General features: G+C 60.4%; 17 protein-coding genes. 10 read left to right on the top strand and 7 right to left on the bottom strand.

All coding sequences use genetic code 11. The annotated features are described in order from the left end of the window. Positions 1 to 7 precede the first annotated feature (7 nt). Positions 8 to 487 (top strand): thioesterase family protein, encoded by a 480-nt coding sequence (locus MK745_RS05625; RefSeq protein WP_243612298.1) that lies wholly within the window; start codon positions 8 to 10, stop codon positions 485 to 487. Positions 488 to 568: 81 nt separating this feature from the next. Then, positions 569 to 1,021, top strand: coding sequence for a DUF4177 domain-containing protein (locus tag MK745_RS05620; RefSeq protein ID WP_243612297.1), 453 nt, complete (start codon positions 569 to 571; stop codon positions 1,019 to 1,021). A 3-nt stretch (positions 1,022 to 1,024) separates the two neighbouring features. Here the strand turns inward: MK745_RS05620 and MK745_RS05615 are convergent, their stop codons facing one another. Continuing rightward, complete coding sequence (locus tag MK745_RS05615) at positions 1,025 to 1,282, bottom strand: BolA family protein (RefSeq protein WP_243612296.1); 258 nt, start codon at positions 1,280 to 1,282, stop codon at positions 1,025 to 1,027. Positions 1,283 to 1,355: 73 nt separating this feature from the next. Here MK745_RS05615 and MK745_RS05610 point away from each other — a divergent pair, with 73 nt between their 5' ends. Then, positions 1,356 to 1,979: a DnaJ domain-containing protein gene (locus tag MK745_RS05610; protein WP_243612295.1), complete on the top strand. Its 624-nt coding sequence runs from the start codon at positions 1,356 to 1,358 to the stop codon at positions 1,977 to 1,979. Between the two features lie 63 nt (positions 1,980 to 2,042). On the opposite strand, the gene msrB is transcribed toward MK745_RS05610, so the two are convergent. Both msrB and MK745_RS05600 read right to left on the bottom strand, forming a co-directional pair. Then, positions 2,043 to 2,519, bottom strand: coding sequence for a peptide-methionine (R)-S-oxide reductase MsrB (gene msrB / locus MK745_RS05605; RefSeq protein ID WP_279391744.1), 477 nt, complete (start codon positions 2,517 to 2,519; stop codon positions 2,043 to 2,045). A gap of 142 nt (positions 2,520 to 2,661) precedes the next feature. Then, complete coding sequence (locus MK745_RS05600) at positions 2,662 to 3,210, bottom strand: fasciclin domain-containing protein (protein WP_243612294.1); 549 nt, start codon at positions 3,208 to 3,210, stop codon at positions 2,662 to 2,664. 255 nt (positions 3,211 to 3,465) lie between these two features. Here MK745_RS05600 and MK745_RS05595 point away from each other — a divergent pair, with 255 nt between their 5' ends. From MK745_RS05595 to MK745_RS05565, 7 genes are all read left to right on the top strand, one after another. Beyond that, positions 3,466 to 4,077: a methyltransferase family protein gene (locus MK745_RS05595; RefSeq protein WP_243612293.1), complete on the top strand. Its 612-nt coding sequence runs from the start codon at positions 3,466 to 3,468 to the stop codon at positions 4,075 to 4,077. Positions 4,078 to 4,235: 158 nt separating this feature from the next. Further along, the gene (gene cobS, locus MK745_RS05590) at positions 4,236 to 5,222 is read left to right on the top strand and encodes a cobaltochelatase subunit CobS (RefSeq protein WP_243612292.1); all 987 of its coding nucleotides are present in this window, start codon (positions 4,236 to 4,238) and stop codon (positions 5,220 to 5,222) included. Further along, a complete protein-coding gene (locus MK745_RS05585) occupies positions 5,215 to 5,922 on the top strand; it encodes an aspartate/glutamate racemase family protein (protein WP_243612291.1) in 708 nt (235 codons plus the stop codon). The genes cobS and MK745_RS05585 overlap by 8 nt, the downstream gene beginning before the upstream one ends. 71 nt (positions 5,923 to 5,993) lie before the next feature. Next, positions 5,994 to 6,395 (top strand): hypothetical protein, encoded by a 402-nt coding sequence (locus MK745_RS05580; RefSeq protein WP_243612290.1) that lies wholly within the window; start codon positions 5,994 to 5,996, stop codon positions 6,393 to 6,395. An 83-nt stretch (positions 6,396 to 6,478) separates the two neighbouring features. Beyond that, positions 6,479 to 8,353 carry a cobaltochelatase subunit CobT gene (gene cobT, locus MK745_RS05575; RefSeq protein ID WP_243612289.1) on the top strand — a complete coding sequence of 625 codons (1,875 nt, stop codon included), beginning with the start codon at positions 6,479 to 6,481 and terminating at the stop codon, positions 8,351 to 8,353. A 91-nt stretch (positions 8,354 to 8,444) separates the two neighbouring features. Continuing rightward, on the top strand, positions 8,445 to 10,244 hold the full coding sequence (locus tag MK745_RS05570; protein WP_243612288.1) for an aminopeptidase P family protein: 1,800 nt from the start codon (positions 8,445 to 8,447) through the stop codon (positions 10,242 to 10,244). A gap of 102 nt (positions 10,245 to 10,346) precedes the next feature. Further along, complete coding sequence (locus MK745_RS05565) at positions 10,347 to 10,691, top strand: DUF427 domain-containing protein (RefSeq protein ID WP_243612287.1); 345 nt, start codon at positions 10,347 to 10,349, stop codon at positions 10,689 to 10,691. 90 nt (positions 10,692 to 10,781) lie between these two features. Here the strand turns inward: MK745_RS05565 and MK745_RS05560 are convergent, their stop codons facing one another. The 4 genes from MK745_RS05560 to lpxC form a co-directional block, all read right to left on the bottom strand. Then, the gene (locus tag MK745_RS05560; protein ID WP_243612286.1) at positions 10,782 to 12,470 is read right to left on the bottom strand and encodes a chloride channel protein; all 1,689 of its coding nucleotides are present in this window, start codon (positions 12,468 to 12,470) and stop codon (positions 10,782 to 10,784) included. 71 nt (positions 12,471 to 12,541) lie between these two features. Then, entirely contained in the window at positions 12,542 to 14,188 is a 1,647-nt protein-coding gene (gene recN / locus MK745_RS05555; protein ID WP_243612285.1) for a DNA repair protein RecN, read from the bottom strand. A 30-nt stretch (positions 14,189 to 14,218) separates the two neighbouring features. Next, positions 14,219 to 15,073 (bottom strand): outer membrane protein assembly factor BamD, encoded by an 855-nt coding sequence (locus tag MK745_RS05550; RefSeq protein ID WP_243612284.1) that lies wholly within the window; start codon positions 15,071 to 15,073, stop codon positions 14,219 to 14,221. A gap of 111 nt (positions 15,074 to 15,184) precedes the next feature. Further along, on the bottom strand, positions 15,185 to 16,105 hold the full coding sequence (gene lpxC, locus MK745_RS05545) for a UDP-3-O-acyl-N-acetylglucosamine deacetylase (RefSeq protein WP_243612283.1): 921 nt from the start codon (positions 16,103 to 16,105) through the stop codon (positions 15,185 to 15,187). Positions 16,106 to 16,229 lie beyond the last annotated feature (124 nt).

The raw sequence follows: 16,229 nt of genomic DNA, 5'->3' as shown, positions 1-16,229 counted from the left end.
ACCCCCAATGACCGGACCTTTTCTCTCTGCCCCTATGGAGCTTGATCCGTCCTGGATCGACTATAACGGCCATCTCAACATGGCGTTCTACAACGTGCTTTTCGACCGTGGCGTCGATGAGATCTGGACCGCGCTTGGCTTTGGCCCGGAGTACCGCGAGGCGCGCAACCTTTCGACCTTCTCGGCCGAGTTCCATCTCTGTTACCTGCGAGAATTGCATCTCGGCGCCAAGGTGCGGGTGTCGTTTCAACTTCTGGCCCATGACGAGAAGCGCTTTCACTTCTATCAGGAACTGATCCACGAGGACGGCTGGATCTCGGCGACAGGCGAAGGTCTGGCGCTGCATATCGACATGTCTGGACCCCGAGTCGCCCCCATGCCCCCCGACATCCTCGCCAACGTCGACAAACTCGCCGCCGCCCACGCCACCCTGCCGCTTCCCGAACGGGTCGGGCGCAAGATGGGGATACCCGGCAAATCCCCTTGAAAATATGGCAAAATCCAATGCTGACGCAGCGCAGATTGCCTGCTAATGTCAGAGTATTGGAAACAAAGCTGTATTAGTTTGATGGTCGAGTATGAATACAAGGTCGTGCCGGCCCCAAGCCGGGGAAAACGGGCACGTGGCGTCAAGGGTCCGGATGGACGTTTCGCACATGCCTTGCAAGAGGTGATGAACGCGCTCGCCGCCGAGGGCTGGGAATACCTGCGCTCTGACACCCTGCCCAATGACGAGCGAACCGGCCTGACATCGGTGCAGACGACTTTTCGCTCCATCCTCGTGTTCCGCCGCCCGACAGCGACCGCCGAGGCCAAGCCCGCGCCACCAGTGCAGCAATTGCCGCCCCCCGGCGAGACACCCTTCATGCCGCAAGTGGTCGCCACCGCCGACCAGGCCGCTGACGAGATCGACGAGCCGGAATTGGACAACGTGCTGCCGATGGCTCTTTTGCAACGCGCCCGTCAGATCGCGGACGATAAACCCGAAGACGACAAGAAATCGGACGTGGCGGCAGAATAGCGCTTAGTTACCGAACCGGAGCTCAAGCGCGTGAATGCGTGCCAAGAGCGGCTTGCCAATCGCATCATGCACAGCGCGGTGGCGCGCGATCCGGCTCATCCCATCGAATTTATCCGATTGGATTTCCACGATAAAATGGCTTTCCCCGCCTTCTTGATAGCCCGCATGCCCGCGGTGGCGTTCGCTGTCGTCGATCACCTGCAAGGTTGCTGGCTGAAACGCCGCTTCGATCTGATCATGAATTTCCTGTGTCACGGACATTTTTTTCTCTGAGCCTCTTCAATCTGCCGATGGTTAGACTAAACTCTCCGCCTCGAGTCGAAAAGGTGAGTTCATGCGCAAACCAGATCCCTTCGGTTTTGATATGTCAGTATCGACCGCGAAGAAGAAAAACCCGCGTGGCCGTCGTGGCATGTCCGGGGCAAGCGAAACCTCGACCCGCGAATGCGAGCATCCGGGCTGTACAGAGGCGGGCAAATACCGCGCACCGCGTGCCCCCGACGTCCTTGATGAGTTCAAATGGTTCTGCAAGGAACACGTGCGGGAGTATAATCTTAAGTGGAATTTCTTCGACGGTCAGACCGAAGCAGAAATGAACGCCCAGAAATCCAAGGACAAGGTCTGGGAGCGGGAAACCAAGTCCTTCTCCGATCCCGAGGCCCGCGCCTGGGCACGACTTGGCATCGAAGATCCGCATCAAGTCTTGGGCGCCAACGCGACCCAGAACCCCGGCAAAGGCGCTGCCGCCGGACGACGCCTCCCCCCCACAGAACGCCGTGCCATCGAGATTCTCGAGGCGAAGGACAGCTGGAGCAAGGCCGAGGTGCGCAAGGCCTATAAGAAGCTCATCAAGGTTCTGCACCCGGACATGAATGGCGGCGATCGGAGCCAGGAAGAACAATTGCAAGAGGTGGTCTGGGCCTGGGATCAGATCAAGGAAAGCCGCAACTTCAAATAACCAAAAAGAAAAGGCCCCTTCCGGGGCCTTTTGCTTTCTCTATCCTCGCTGTGGGCGAAACCGTCAGGCGGCGCGGAACACGAGGCTCACGCCGTTCAGGCAATGGCGTTTGCCGGTAGGCTTCGGTCCGTCATCAAAGATATGCCCAAGGTGGCTCCCGCAACGGCGGCAATGGCATTCGGTGCGCACGGCAAAGAGTTTGCGGTCGGGCTTCGTTTCAATCGCATTGGGCAGCGCTTTCCAGAAGCTCGGCCAGCCTGTGCCGCTGTCATACTTGTGGCGCGACGAATAAAGTCGCAGATCACACCCGCGGCAATGATACGTGCCCTTGTCATAAAGCTTGTCGAGCGGCGATGTCCCGGCCCGTTCGGTGCCTTCGTTGCGCATCACCTCATATTGCAACGGCGTCAGCATTTCGCGCCATTCCGCCTCGGTGCGCGTGACCTCGAAAACCTCGTCCGAGGCCGCCGCCGGGCGCAGGCCAAACATCGCAGCCCCGAGCGCGGTGCCTCCTGTCAAAAGAACCTGTCGTCTTAGCATGGTCGTCCTCCTTTTCTTCTTCACTTTGGAGGGAATCCCCCCGCGTCTCAAATCAAACCTACCCACAGTGTTGCGAGCTTTGTGTCGAAACGCATGAGGCCGCCCCGATGGGACGGCCTCTGTTCGCGCGTCTCACACGGGCTTACATGGCCGGCAGGAGCACCGTGTCGATCACGTGGATCACACCGTTCGACTGTTTCACGTCAGCGATGGTCACGGTCGCATCACGGCCGCGCTCGTCGGTGAGGGTGATCTCGCCGTTGTCATAGCTTGCCTTGAGGGTACAGCCACCGACGGTCGGCACATCATGCACGCCGCCATCGTCGTCGATCATGCCCATGATCGCATCCGACATCGCGTTGGCCGACACAACGTGACAGGTCAGAACCTTGGTCAGTGCGTCTTTGTTCTCGGGCTTCAGAAGCGTTTCAACTGTGCCGGGCTTCAGCATGGCAAAGGCATCATCGGTCGGCGCAAAGACGGTGAACGGACCTTCGCTTTGCAGGGTCTCGACGAGACCAGCGGCCTGGACGGCAGCAACCAGCGTCTCGTGGTCAGCCGAATTCACGGCGTTCTCAACGATGTTCTTGTTTTCATACATCGGAGCACCACCAACCATCGGGTTCGCAGCAAGTGCTGCACCGGCGGTCAGGGTCAGGGCGGCGATGATATTCAGCTTCGAGAGTTTCATGTTATCCTCCATGTTCAGGTTTTCAGGACCGGCCTGATCGCCGGAACTGTGGGGGTTACGCCCCGTTTCCCGCCGCGGATCAAGGTTCGTCGATCACAAGCGTTCACCTCATCGTCAGACTTCCTGACTTGCCGCCGAGCAGGGGCGCGCTACGCGCCCGCGCGCAGCGGTGCCAACGAAACCGTCAACAAACCGCAGCACACCTGTCACAAAAAATCTGTAGCCGAGGCCAAGCACATCGCTGGAGTTGCCGTTATGATCCTCACGCTCGCCTCGCTACACGCTCTTTCCTTTGCTCTGACCGGCCTTTCCGGCCTTGCGCTGGCCGCGCATCTTGCGCTGAGCCTCGCGCGTCCGGATCTCGGACTCTGGCCCGCCTCCTCCGGCTGGCGGCACCATCTGGCCTTTGGGCTGTTTCGATTGTTTTGTGGTGGTACTGTGGTTTTTGCGCTTTGCGCGCTGGCGGTGCATGGTGTGACGCACTGGGGCCAGTTCGCCCTTGGCCTGCCGATCATGATCTTCGCCTTCGGCCTGACCCTGCGCGGCTATCGCTTCCTCGGCCTCGACAATACCTATTGCGAAAGCGGGGGCCTCGTGACCGGCGGCATGTATGCCTATTCCCGCAACCCGCAATATGTCACCTCGGTCATCGCCACGATCGGCCTCGCCATCACCTGCGGCTCTCCCCTGACCGGCCTCTTCGCACTGGCGCTCTTTGCGCTCTACTTCCTGTTCGTCCTCAACGAAGAACGCTGGCTCATCTCCGGCTATGGCCAAGCCTTCCGCGACTACATGAAGAGCACACCGCGCTTTGTCGACGCCCGTAGCCTCCTGCGCGCCAAGGCCACACTGCGCGAAGCCTTCTGATCCCGAACGCCTGTTCGACATGCAAGCCGAGGCCGGTTCAACCCTTGTCGTTGTGACGAGGCGATATTCCGGCCAGAGCCTCTTGCCCTTGCGCGCAAGATAAGGCACCAAGTGCGGGTTTGGTGCCCGGCGGGGCGCAGAGAAGAAGGACGAATTCCATGGACGATGGCTTGCTCGACATCAACGCGAAACCAACCGAAGCGATTTCGGTGCGTGACGTCTTTGGGATCGACACCGATATGGTGGTCCACGGCTTCGAAGAAAAAAGCGCCCGCGTCCCCGAGATCGATCCCACCTACAAATTCGATCCCGACACCACCATGGCCATTCTCGCGGGTTTTGCCCGCAACCGCCGCGTCATGATCCAAGGCTATCACGGCACCGGCAAGTCGACCCACATCGAACAGGTCGCTGCACGCCTCAATTGGCCCGCTGTGCGCGTCAATCTCGACAGCCACATCTCCCGGATCGACCTGATCGGCAAGGACGCGATCAAGCTGCGCGATGGCAAGCAGGTCACCGAGTTCCATGAAGGCATCCTGCCTTGGGCACTGCGCAACCCCGTCGCGATCGTTTTTGACGAATACGACGCAGGCCGCGCCGACGTGATGTTCGTGATCCAGCGTGTTCTGGAAACTGACGGCAAGCTGACGCTGCTCGACCAGAACGAGATCATCACCCCGCACAAGCACTTCCGCCTCTTCGCCACGGCCAACACGGTCGGCCTTGGTGACACCACCGGCCTCTACCACGGCGTGCAACAGATCAACCAGGCACAGATGGACCGCTGGTCCCTCGTCGCGACGCTGAACTATCTCTCGATCGACGCCGAGACCAATATCGTGCTCGCCAAGAACCCGCATTTCAACACCGAGGCAGGCCGCAAGACGGTCAAGCAAATGGTGACCGTCGCCGACCTCACCCGCACCGCCTTTATGAATGGTGATCTCTCGACCGTGATGTCGCCGCGCACGGTAATTACATGGGCCGAGAACGCCGAGGTGTTCCGCGACGTGGGCTATGCCTTCCGCCTGACCTTCCTCAACAAATGTGACGAGCTCGAACGTCAGACCGTGGCCGAGTTCTACCAACGCCTGTTTGACGAGGAACTGCCGGAAAGCGCCGCAAGCGTGAGCCTTGGTTAAACCGCTTCATATCGGCCTGATCGGCGGGATCGGCGTTGCCGCGACCGTCGTCTACTATCAACGTTTGACCAAGGCGGTCGAGGCGCGTGGCGGCAAGCTCGAGCTGACGATTGTTCATGCCGATGTGCAGGACCTGATCCGCAACAACCTCGCCGACAATCGCACCGCACAGGCCGCTCTCTATGCGCCGCTGATCGACCGCCTCAAGGCCGCGGGCTGTGACTGCGCGGCCATTACCTCGCTGGGCGGGCATTTCTGTTTCGAGGAAACTAAGGCCATTTCCGCCCTGCCGCTCATTTCCGCCGTGACACCGCTTGATTCCTATTTCGCCGCCGAAGGGCTCGGCACGGTCGGTCTATTGGGCACACGGGTTGTGATGCGGACCGGCCTCTACGGGCAGCTGACGAAGACACGCGCCGTCGCGCTTGAGGACGACATCGAAACACTCGGCCAAAGCTATCAGGACATGGCCGTTGCCGGGATGTGTAGCGAAGCGCAACGCGCCCTCTTCCTTGATGCCGGGGCGCGGATGGTGCGAGACAAGGGCGCAGATGCGGTCGTCCTAGCCGGAACAGACCTCAACCTTGCCTTTGATGGTCAATCCCCCGGCTACCGTGTCATCGACGCGCTCGACGTGCATGTCGCGCTCCTCGCCGACCTCGCCACAGGCCAGTGCAACCTCTCGGATCTCACGTCCTAGACAGCAAACACCCGAGAAAGTTTTCAAACCGCACACTTGATATGCGGTTATTTCTGCTCAAAGATGATTTCATGAGCGGTTTGAGAACATATTTTCGCCGACTACCCCTCTCCTTGGCGCTATGCGCGGCACCGATCTGCGCACAGGCCGAAACCATGCCTCCCTCCGATCCCCTACGCACCTTTGCAACCTGCGCAGGCCGCCTTTCGGCACAGATGGAATTCGAATGGATGTTCGATGGCGCCGCTTCCGAGGTCACACAAGATCGGCGTGGCGAGGTGCTCGACATCCTCGACGCAATGACGCCGCCGACGCAGGTCCGCGACGTGCTCAACTGGCGGATCGAGGCCAAGATGGCTCATAGCTCCCTGCTCCAGCGCACGACCTTCTCCGACGATTCCCGCATTCAGATGCAAGCCCGTCGCCTCTCCGTGCAGAAGCTCAAAAGCTGCACCGCATTGCTCTTGGGCTAAAGCCTGATCCTTGGGTGCGCGACGCGCCGTTCCGACACATTCCCACCTTGCCTTTTCCGGCTGATGCGTGATTTATCGTTGCCATGACCAAGAAGTCCGACAACCCCGCCGATCCGTTCAAAAAGGCTCTTGCCGAGGCCACCAAGGTAATGGCCCATGATCCGGAGCTATCGGTCAGCTATAGCGCTGATCCATCCGGCGTGTCGGGCGAACAAATGCGCCTACCGCAAGTTAGCCGCCGGATGAGCCGCGACGAAGTGCTCTTGGCGCGCGGCACGGCGGATGCGCTCGCCATGAAACGTCGCTACCATGACGATGGCACCCACGCGAAATACGCCCCGGCCCAAGGCATCGCCCGCGATCTCTACGAAGCCATGGAGACCGCCCGCTGCGAGGCCATGGGCGCCCGCGACATGCCCGGCACCGCAACAAACATCGACGCCAAGATCGAGAACGAAGCCCTGAGCCGCGGCTACGACCAGATCACCAACTCCGCCGAGGCGCCGCTCGCAACCGCGGCGGGCTATCTCGTCCGCCACCTTGCCACCGGTCGTGACCTTCCCCCGGCCGCGCGCAACGTGATGAATCTCTGGCAGGGCTACATCGAACAACAAGCCGCCGACACGCTTGGCGATATCAACGCGCTGCTGTCCGACCAACAGAGCTTTGCCAAACTTGCCCGCAAGGTCATCGAAGACCTTGGCTATGGCGATCAGCTTGGCGAAGACCCCGATGCCGAGGACGACGACCAAGAAGACGAAGCCGAAGAGCAGGAAGACAACGAAGATCCCGACAGCTCCGGCCAAGACGACAGCCAGGACGACGAGAACGAGGCCAACCCCGAACAGTCCCAAGAAGAACAACAGGACATGTCCGAGGCCCAAGTCTCGATGGACGAGATGGCCGAGGACGAGATGGGCGATGACGTGGAAATGCCCGACGGCGAAGCGCCGCTCGAGCCGCCCGCCCCACAGCCGATCTCGGATGCCGACCCGAATTACTCGGTCTTCGCGACTGATTTCGACGAGGAAATCGCCGCTGAAGATCTCGCAGAACATGTAGAGCTTGAACGCCTGCGCGCCTATCTCGACCAGCAGCTCGAACCGCTCAAGGGCGCCGTGGGCCGTCTTGCCAACAAGCTCCAGCGCCGCCTTCAGGCACAACAGAACCGCTCGTGGGAATTCGACCTCGAGGAAGGCATCCTCGATGCGGGCCGTCTTGCCCGCGTGGTCGCCAACCCGACGACGCCGCTTTCCTTTAAGGTCGAGAAAGACACCGAGTTCCGCGACACGGTGGTGACGCTGCTGCTCGACAACTCCGGTTCCATGCGCGGCCGCCCAATCTCCATCGCGGCCATCTGCGCCGACGTTCTGGCCCGCACGCTTGAACGCTGCAACGTCAAGGTCGAGATCCTCGGCTTCACCACACGCGCGTGGAAAGGCGGCCAGAGCCGTGAGAAATGGCTTAACGAAGGCCGTCCGCAACAACCGGGCCGCCTCAACGACCTGCGCCACATCATCTACAAATCCGCCGACGCCCCTTGGCGGCGCAGCCATGTGAACCTCGGTCTGATGATGAAAGAGGGGCTTCTGAAGGAAAACATCGACGGCGAGGCGCTTGAATGGGCGCACCGCCGCATGGTCGCCCGCCGCGAGGCGCGTAAGATCCTCATGGTGATTTCGGACGGGGCGCCGGTCGACGACTCGACGCTTTCGGTCAACCCGGCCAACTACCTCGAAAAACACCTGCGCGATGTCATCGCCATGGTTGAGAAACGCAAGGCGGTTGAGCTTCTCGCCATCGGCATCGGACATGACGTGACGCGCTATTATGAACGCGCGGTCACCATCACGGATGTCGAACAACTTGCCGGGGCGATGACCGAACAGCTTGCCAGCCTGTTTGACAGCGATCCGCGCAAACGCGCCCGCGTGCTCGGGATGCGCAAGGCGGGGTAGAAGGGGCCAGCCCCTCTGGCCGCAGAAGCGGCCATTCACCCCGGGATATTTTGGGCAAGAGGAAGAGCAAACCGGCTCTGGAGAAAGACAGATGTTCCAGGATTTCACCGCAACCACCCGCCCGGATCAAGGCCCGCCCCGTCTCGCCCGCCTGCGCGAGACGCTGACCCAAGAAGGGCTTGACGGGTTCATCGTACCACGCGCCGACGCCCATCAGGGGGAATACGTCGCCGCCCATGACGAACGCCTTGCCTGGCTCACAGGGTTTACCGGCTCGGCGGGGTTTGCCGTGATCCTTGCCGACAAGGCCGGTGTCTTTGTCGATGGGCGCTACCGAGAACAGGTCAAGGCACAGGTCGCTGACTGCTTTACACCGCTCGATTGGCCCGAACTGACTCTGGGCGATTGGCTCCTGCGCGAAGTGCAAGGCAGCGCCCGTATCGGCTTTGACCCGTGGCTACATACCGTGGGCCAGATCGAGTCTCTCGAAAAAACGCTCCGAGATAGTGGGATCGCGCTCGTTGGAAGCGCCAACATGGTCGACCGTATCTGGGAGGACCAGCCTGATCCGCCCACCGCCCCTGCCATCGCGCAACCGCTCGAGTTCGCAGGCGAGCCGCATTCCGAAAAGCGCGCCCGCCTCGCGGCGCAGTTGGCCGACGCCGGGCAGGCCTGCACCCTCCTGACCCAACCGGATTCCATCGCCTGGCTTCTTAACATTCGCGGCCAGGATATTCCCCGCAACCCGATCGCGCATAGTTTCGCGCTCCTGCACAGCGACAGCTCAGTCGACCTCTTTATGGACCCGGTCAAGCTCGAGACGCTCGAGGATCATCTCGGCGACGCGGTACGCGTGCACGCACCCGACGTGCTACGCCCGACACTGCGAAGCCTCGACGGGCCTGTCCGCCTCGACAAGGTGACAACACCCGTGCTGCTGGCCGAAACATTGGTTGAGGCCGGGATCACGCTCCAGTGGGGCAGCGATCTTTGCGCCCTGCCCAAGGCGCGCAAGAACGCCACCGAGATCGCCGGCACAACCGAGGCGCATTTGCGCGACGGTGCGGCCATGTGCGATTTCCTCGCTTGGTTTGACGACGCGGCCGAAACCGGCATCACCGAGATCGACGTGGTGCGCAAACTTGAAGAGAGCCGCCGCGCCACCAATGCGCTACTCGACATCAGTTTTGACACCATTGCCGGAACTGGCCCGCATGGCGCCGTCATCCACTACCGCGTAACGGAAGAAACCAACCGCACCCTGGCCAAGGGCGATCTTCTTGTCCTCGACAGTGGCGGACAGTATCGCGACGGCACCACCGACATTACCCGCACCCTCCCCATCGGCACGCCCGGCGACGCCGAACGCGAAGCCTTCACCCGGGTCCTCAAGGGCATGATCGGAATTTCCCGCCTGCGCTTTCCACGCGGCCTTGCGGGTCAAAACCTTGATGCGATCGGACGCATCCCGCTCTGGGAAGCCGGGCTCGATTTCGATCATGGTGTCGGCCATGGCGTCGGGGTCTATCTTTGTGTCCACGAAGGCCCGCAGCGTTTCTCGCGCCTCTCGGATGTGCCTCTTGAGCCGGGCATGATCCTGTCGAATGAACCGGGCTATTATCGCCCCGGTGCGTTCGGTATCCGCATCGAAAACCTTGTCGTTGTCGAAGAGGCCCCGGCCCTTCCAGGGGGGGACGCCCATCGCAAGATGCTGCAACTGCGCACCCTGACCTATTGCCCTATCGACCGTCGCCTGATCGACCCCGGCATGCTTTCGAGCGTCGAGGTAAAATGGCTCGATTCCTACCATGAGACGTGTCGTCGCGTGCTGCGCGGCAGGGTGGCGTCTTCCACGGAAATGTGGTTGGATCGCGCGACCGCGCCGCTCTGATCCGAACCGTTGGCAATACCGCCCGGGATCATGGGCTGTGACACGTTCCTGTCACGTCGCACCGCGAAAATGGCGCTACCTTGAACCGAGGGGATAAGATGCATGGGTAAGAAGATCACGATCCGCAAAGCGGAAGGCAATTGGAGCGTTCGCGCTGGTGGCGCTGTCTTGGGCGAGAGCGCCAACGCACTCGAACTGAGCGAGGGCGATCTGGCACCCGTGATCTATTTCCCGCGCGAAGATATCGCGATGGCATTCCTCGACGAGAGCGATCATACGACCCATTGCCCCCACAAGGGCGATGCAAGCTACTTCTCCATCGTCACCAAAAGCACGACGATCCAAAACGCCGCCTGGAGCTATGAGAATCCGATCGAGGACGCCGACCGGATCAAAGGCCTTCTCGCTTTTGCCCAAAGTGACCTCGTGACCGTCGAGCGGATCTAACCCACAACGCTAGGGCCGAAATCCGCACAGTCGCAATACCGACGTAATACCGACGTGATACAGACCCCCGATTTCGGGGGTCTTTTTGCTCTAGCTGTGTTCCTCAGCCGCCGTCGCGGCAAGGGCCCGGTTGTAGGCACGCAGGGCATCCACCTGATAAAGCGCGCCCCAAAGTTCCGGCGCTTGATCCTCTCCCGAGAGCGTCACCACAGGGATGAACAGCACCCCCGCCTTGTCGAAGATCGGCATCGCCGCCTCGAGCGTCGCGTTGCCATCGACATAGACCCCTTCGCCGATCATATCCCAGCAGGCATCTTCCGACGCTGCACGCGGATCGTCCTTGGCCCGCATAACGCTGGCGACCCGGAACATCGACAGGAGATAGGCCTGCGGCCCGGCTGCAACATGGACATTGCGGCGCTCCAATTGGCTGAGAAAGAAGGACCGATCGACAAGCCGCGACCCAAGCGCGGTCGAGATCGACACACACACCATGACCGCAATCCCAGTCTGCCAGTCGCCGGTCAACTCGAAGACGATCAGCGTTGTCGAGATCGGCGCACCTAACACCGCCGCAGCGACGGCGCCCATACCTGCAAGGGCATAAAGTGTCACGCTTCCAGACACTTCCGGGAAAACGCTCGTCGCGATGAGGCCAAATGCAAGGCCGGTCAAAGCGCCAACCATGAGCGCCGGAGAAAAGACCCCGCCCCCCATCCGCCCGGCCATCGTGATCGATACGGCGATGACTTTCAGCACGGCAAAGATCACCGCATTGTGCAGGACAAGCTCCCCCGTGAGAGCAAGCGAGGTTGTCTCATACCCGACCCCGATAATATGCGGAAACCAGATCGCCAGCCCTCCAAGAAGCGCACCAGAGAGTGCCGGGCGAAGCCAGCGCGGCAACCCAGTCCGGTCGCGCAACTGGTTGCCAATATCCTCGGCCCAGAAGATCGTCCACATGAGCGCGACCGCCACAAAGCCACAGACCGCCCCCAACAAAAGAAAGGCTGGAAGCTCTTGGTAGAACTGAAGCGTGGTCGTGTCCGGCAGGTGAAACTCGGTGACGCCGCCAAATTCGATCCGGTTGATAACGGTGCCTGCGACCGAAGCAATGACAATCGGCGCAAAGGCATGCACCGCGAAATGCCGTAACACCACCTCCAACGCGAACAAGGCCCCCGCAATCGGCGCATTGAAAGACGCCGACACCGCCGCCGCAACCGCGCAGCCCAGTAGGTCGCGCCCTGTGACCCCATCTGCTGAAATGCGGTTACTCACCCAAGACGAAATGACAGCTGCCATATGCACCACTGGGCCTTCGCGTCCGGAGGAACCACCGGAACTAAGCGTTATGAGAGACGCCAGTGCTGAGGCGATTCCTTCTTTCTTCTCGACGCGCCCCTCATTCAGCGCGGCCCCTTCGATCACGTCAGCAACGGACCGGACGCGCGCATCATCTGTGAACCTGTCAAGGATCACTCCCACCGCAAGTCCGCCACAAATTGGGATCAGTAAAAGCAGATACCACGGCAGATCTCCTGCATAGCTGTGCAAAAGATTGACGTCTTCCACCCCGTAGAGCGCGGATTGCAAGGCCTCGATCCCCTTGCGAAAGAACAGAGCAGCAAACCCGGCGGCTATTCCGATGACGAGACTGATAAGCCAGAACTGAAACTGGCTTGGCCCCTTATCGATCAGGACGCTCCAGCCGTCGCGCGCCCGCGCCACAGCCTTCTTGCCACTGTCCATCAGGAAAGATCGGATGGAATTGGACATGTCCCTGCGGCCTCGTTCTAACTCTCACCAGCTTACGGTGCTCTGCCACGAAGGCAACGCCTGTACGTCTGCTACACCAACAACGCCCGCGCTGCGGCGCGCGCTTCATCAGTGATCGTGTCACCGGCCAACATCCGCGCCACCTCATCGACCCGAGCATCCCCCATGAGAGGCACCACGGTGGACATGGTTTGATCCGCGACTACCTGCTTCTCGACGCGCCAATGGTGTGCTCCGAGGGCCGCCACCTGCGGGGAATGGGTCACCACGAGGATTTGTCCACCTTCGGCAAGCGCGGAAAGCCGACGACCCACGGCATCCGCCGTCGCCCCACCGACGCCACGGTCGATTTCGTCAAAGATCATCGTCAGCCCGGCATCATCGCGGCTCAGACAGACCTTGAGTGCGAGGAGAAAACGGCTCAGTTCACCACCCGACGCGATCTTGCCGATCGGTCCTGCCGGCGCACCGGGGTTCGTGGCAACGGTAAAGGCCACTGCTTCCTTGCCGTCTGGGCCGGGGGTGGCCTCGCTGAAATCGGTTTGAAAGACTGCACGCTCCATCTTGAGCGGAGCAAGCTCTGTCATGACTGCCGTATCAAGCCGGTCTGCTGCACCGCGACGCGCGGCTCCAAGCGCATCCGCCGCATTATCGTAGCGCCGCTCTGCGTCCGTCACCGCTTTGGAGAGGCTCTCTAACCGCTCCGCCCCGGCGTCCACGGCGTCGAGCCGCGTGCGCAGGTCTTCTGCAAAAGCACCAAGCTCGTCCGGCACCACATTGTGCTTGCGCGCCAATGCTCGGATGGCAAAGAGACGCTCTTCTGTCTCTTCCAGTTCGTGCGGATTGAATGTGAGCACATCAAGACAGCGCTCCACCCCTTCAACCGCCTCCCCAAGTTCTGTTAGGGTCCGTTCAAGTGCCGCCAAGGGGGCATCAAGATGCCCTTCTGCCCCGCCTTGCGCGCCTTCGAGCCAGCGGAGCGCGTCTCCGATCGCCCCTTCGGCGCCGTCGCCGCCAAGGGCAGCATGTGCACGGGTGACGTCTTCACGCAAGCGCTCAGCGCCCTGCATCATGCGCCGGCGCGAGTCGAGATCTGCCTCTTCTCCCGGTTGCGGATCGAGATCCCCCAACTCGGCCACGGCATGGCGGAGGAAATCTTCTTCGGCCTTGGCCTCGTCTATCTCGACCTGAGCTGCTGACAACGCTTTGCGCGCTTTACTTAGTGTGGCCCAAGCCTCACGCGTGGCGCGTTTCTCGGCATCAACACCGGCAAACGCATCGAGGAGTTCCCGGTGACCGCGCGGGTTCAGAAGGCCGCGATCATCATGTTGACCATGCAGTTCAACCAACGTCTCAGATAAGCGGCGCAACACCTCGCCAGAACAGCGCCGATCGTTGACCCAAGCTGTCTTGCGCCCATCGCGACTGTTCACGCGCCGCAAGATCAGGGTTTCGTTGATCGGAAGACCCGCTTCTTCAAGCACTCCATGTGCGGGATGATCCGGTGTAAGCTCGAACTCGGCGGTCACTTCTCCCTGTTCTGCTCCCTGCCGGACCAGCTCGGCACGTCCTCGCCAGCCCAGAACGAAACCGAGCGAGTCGAGCAGAATCGATTTGCCCGCGCCAGTTTCACCAGTCAGAACGTTCAGGCCCGGTTGGAACAGAAGTTCCAACCGGTCGATGATGAGCATATCCCGAATATCAAGTGCGCGAAGCATGATGGTGGATCTTTCCTGGCCCTAAGTGGCTCAGAGCCAATCCCCTTTGACTGTCTGACGATAGACACGACGCAGCCAGCTATCCCCTGCCGCCTCAAGCTCGAGCCCGCGGCCCGTCAGTAGCTTGTAGCTATCATCATACCATTGGGTCGACCGGTAGTTGTAGCCAAGGATCGCACCCGCGGTTTGGGCTTCATTTGTCAGGCCGAGTGAGAGATACGCTTCGACGAGTCGATGCAACGCTTCGGGCGTATGTGTCGTTGTCTGGAAATCTTCCACCACGACACGGAAGCGCGAGATCGCCGCAGCAAAGTGTTCACGGCGCAAGTAGTACCGTCCGACTTCCATTTCCTTCGAGGCGAGATGGTCAAAGGCAAGGTCGAACTTCAATTTGCCAGATCGCGCATATTCACTATCGGGATAGGTCTCGATCAGCTTGCGAAGCTCTTGAAGGGCTTCGAGGGTCAGCTTCTGGTCGCGTCCAACTTCGTCGATCTGATCATAGTAGGTCAGCGCAAGAAGATACTGCGCATAGGCCGCGTCATCATCCGCCGGGTAAAAGGCGATGAAACGCTCGGCTGCCGCGCGGCTGTTCTCGTAGTCCTTGGCTTTGTGGAAAGAGAACGCCTGCATGATCAACGCACGTTTTGCCCACTCCGAATAAGGATAGAGGCGTTCTACTTCAGAGAAATAGAACGCGGCCTCTTCCGCTTCGTTGTCGTTCAGCTCGTACTCACCGCGTTCGAAAATCTGCTCAGCAGTAAAATTCTCGATCGGAATCTTGCCATCACGCACTTTCTCCGAGGTGCTAGAACTGCAACCTGCAAGAATGGCGATAGCGAGGATCGCACCGATCACACCAAAACGCGGCCCGACACCTGTCATGCTGCACAACCTCTTGTTCGGTTTCGGCAGGACATTCCCACCCTTTCCCCAAGCTGTTAGCACAGAAAATTCCAGTGCAAAACGCATTTGGCGTTTTTTAACGGTTCAGGATCAGGCGACTGCCGGAAATTCTTCGAGATGGACACCGGCACCGGGCAGGCGAGCGGCGGTTTTCGCATCGACTTCGCGGACCCGAAACGCGCCAGGCGTGGCGAAGAGCTCGCGAAGAAGCGCGTTGGTCAAGGCGTGACCTGCCCGAATCCCAGTGTAGCGGCCAAGGATCGGCGCACCAGCCAATGCCAGATCCCCAAGGGCGTCGAGCATCTTGTGGCGTACGGCCTCATCCTCATGACGCAACCCGCCGGGGCTCAGAACGGCATCCCCGTCCACAACGACGGCGTTTTCAAGCGTGCCGCCAAGCGCAAGACCATTGGCATGCATCGTGTCCACATCCGCCTTGCGACAGAAAGTTCGGCTATCACAGAGTTCACGCACAAAACTCCCATTCGCAAGCACGAGGGATTTCTGTTGCACACCGATGGCCGCGTCATCGAACGCAATGTGGAAGTCGATCTGCATTTCATCTGCCGGAACAAGCGTCGCGGTCGCATCGCCGCGCGTTACGCTCACCGGAGCCAGCACTTCAATCACGCGTACATTCGCGGACTGCTTCATGATGCCTATCTTGAGAATTGCATGCACGAAATCGGCCGCGCTTCCGTCCAGGATCGGCACTTCCGGCCCATCGATCTCGATCAGGGCATTGTTTACCCCCGTGCCAGCCAGCGCCGCCATCACGTGTTCGATGGTCGAGACCGAAACACCAGCCTCATTCCGAATACGCGTACAAAGCGGTGTTTGCTCGGCCACATCCCAACGCGCGGCGATCAATGCATCCCCCAAAGCAATATCGGTCCGACGGAACCAGATTCCGTAGTCGGCCGAAGCAGGATGAATCGTCATCCGCACCGTTTCCCCGGAATGGAGTCCCTTCCCGGTAAAACGAATGGGTGATTTGACCGTTTTCTGCACGTTGTTCTCCGAATGGCGCGCCACCCCCCAATGGTGACGCCCCACTGAAGTAGAGCTTTGGCCTCAAAGGCTCAATTCAAAGATTGTAACCGACTGAAACAACTTTGTAACAGATCGGCAGAAC

Origin of the sequence: Shimia aestuarii (assembly GCF_022814865.1) — a bacterium.
GTDB classification, from domain to species: Bacteria; Pseudomonadota; Alphaproteobacteria; order Rhodobacterales; family Rhodobacteraceae; genus Shimia; species Shimia aestuarii_A.
The sequence above is the reverse complement of the archived record's forward strand: the minus strand, read 5'-3'. Positions and strand labels throughout refer to the sequence as shown.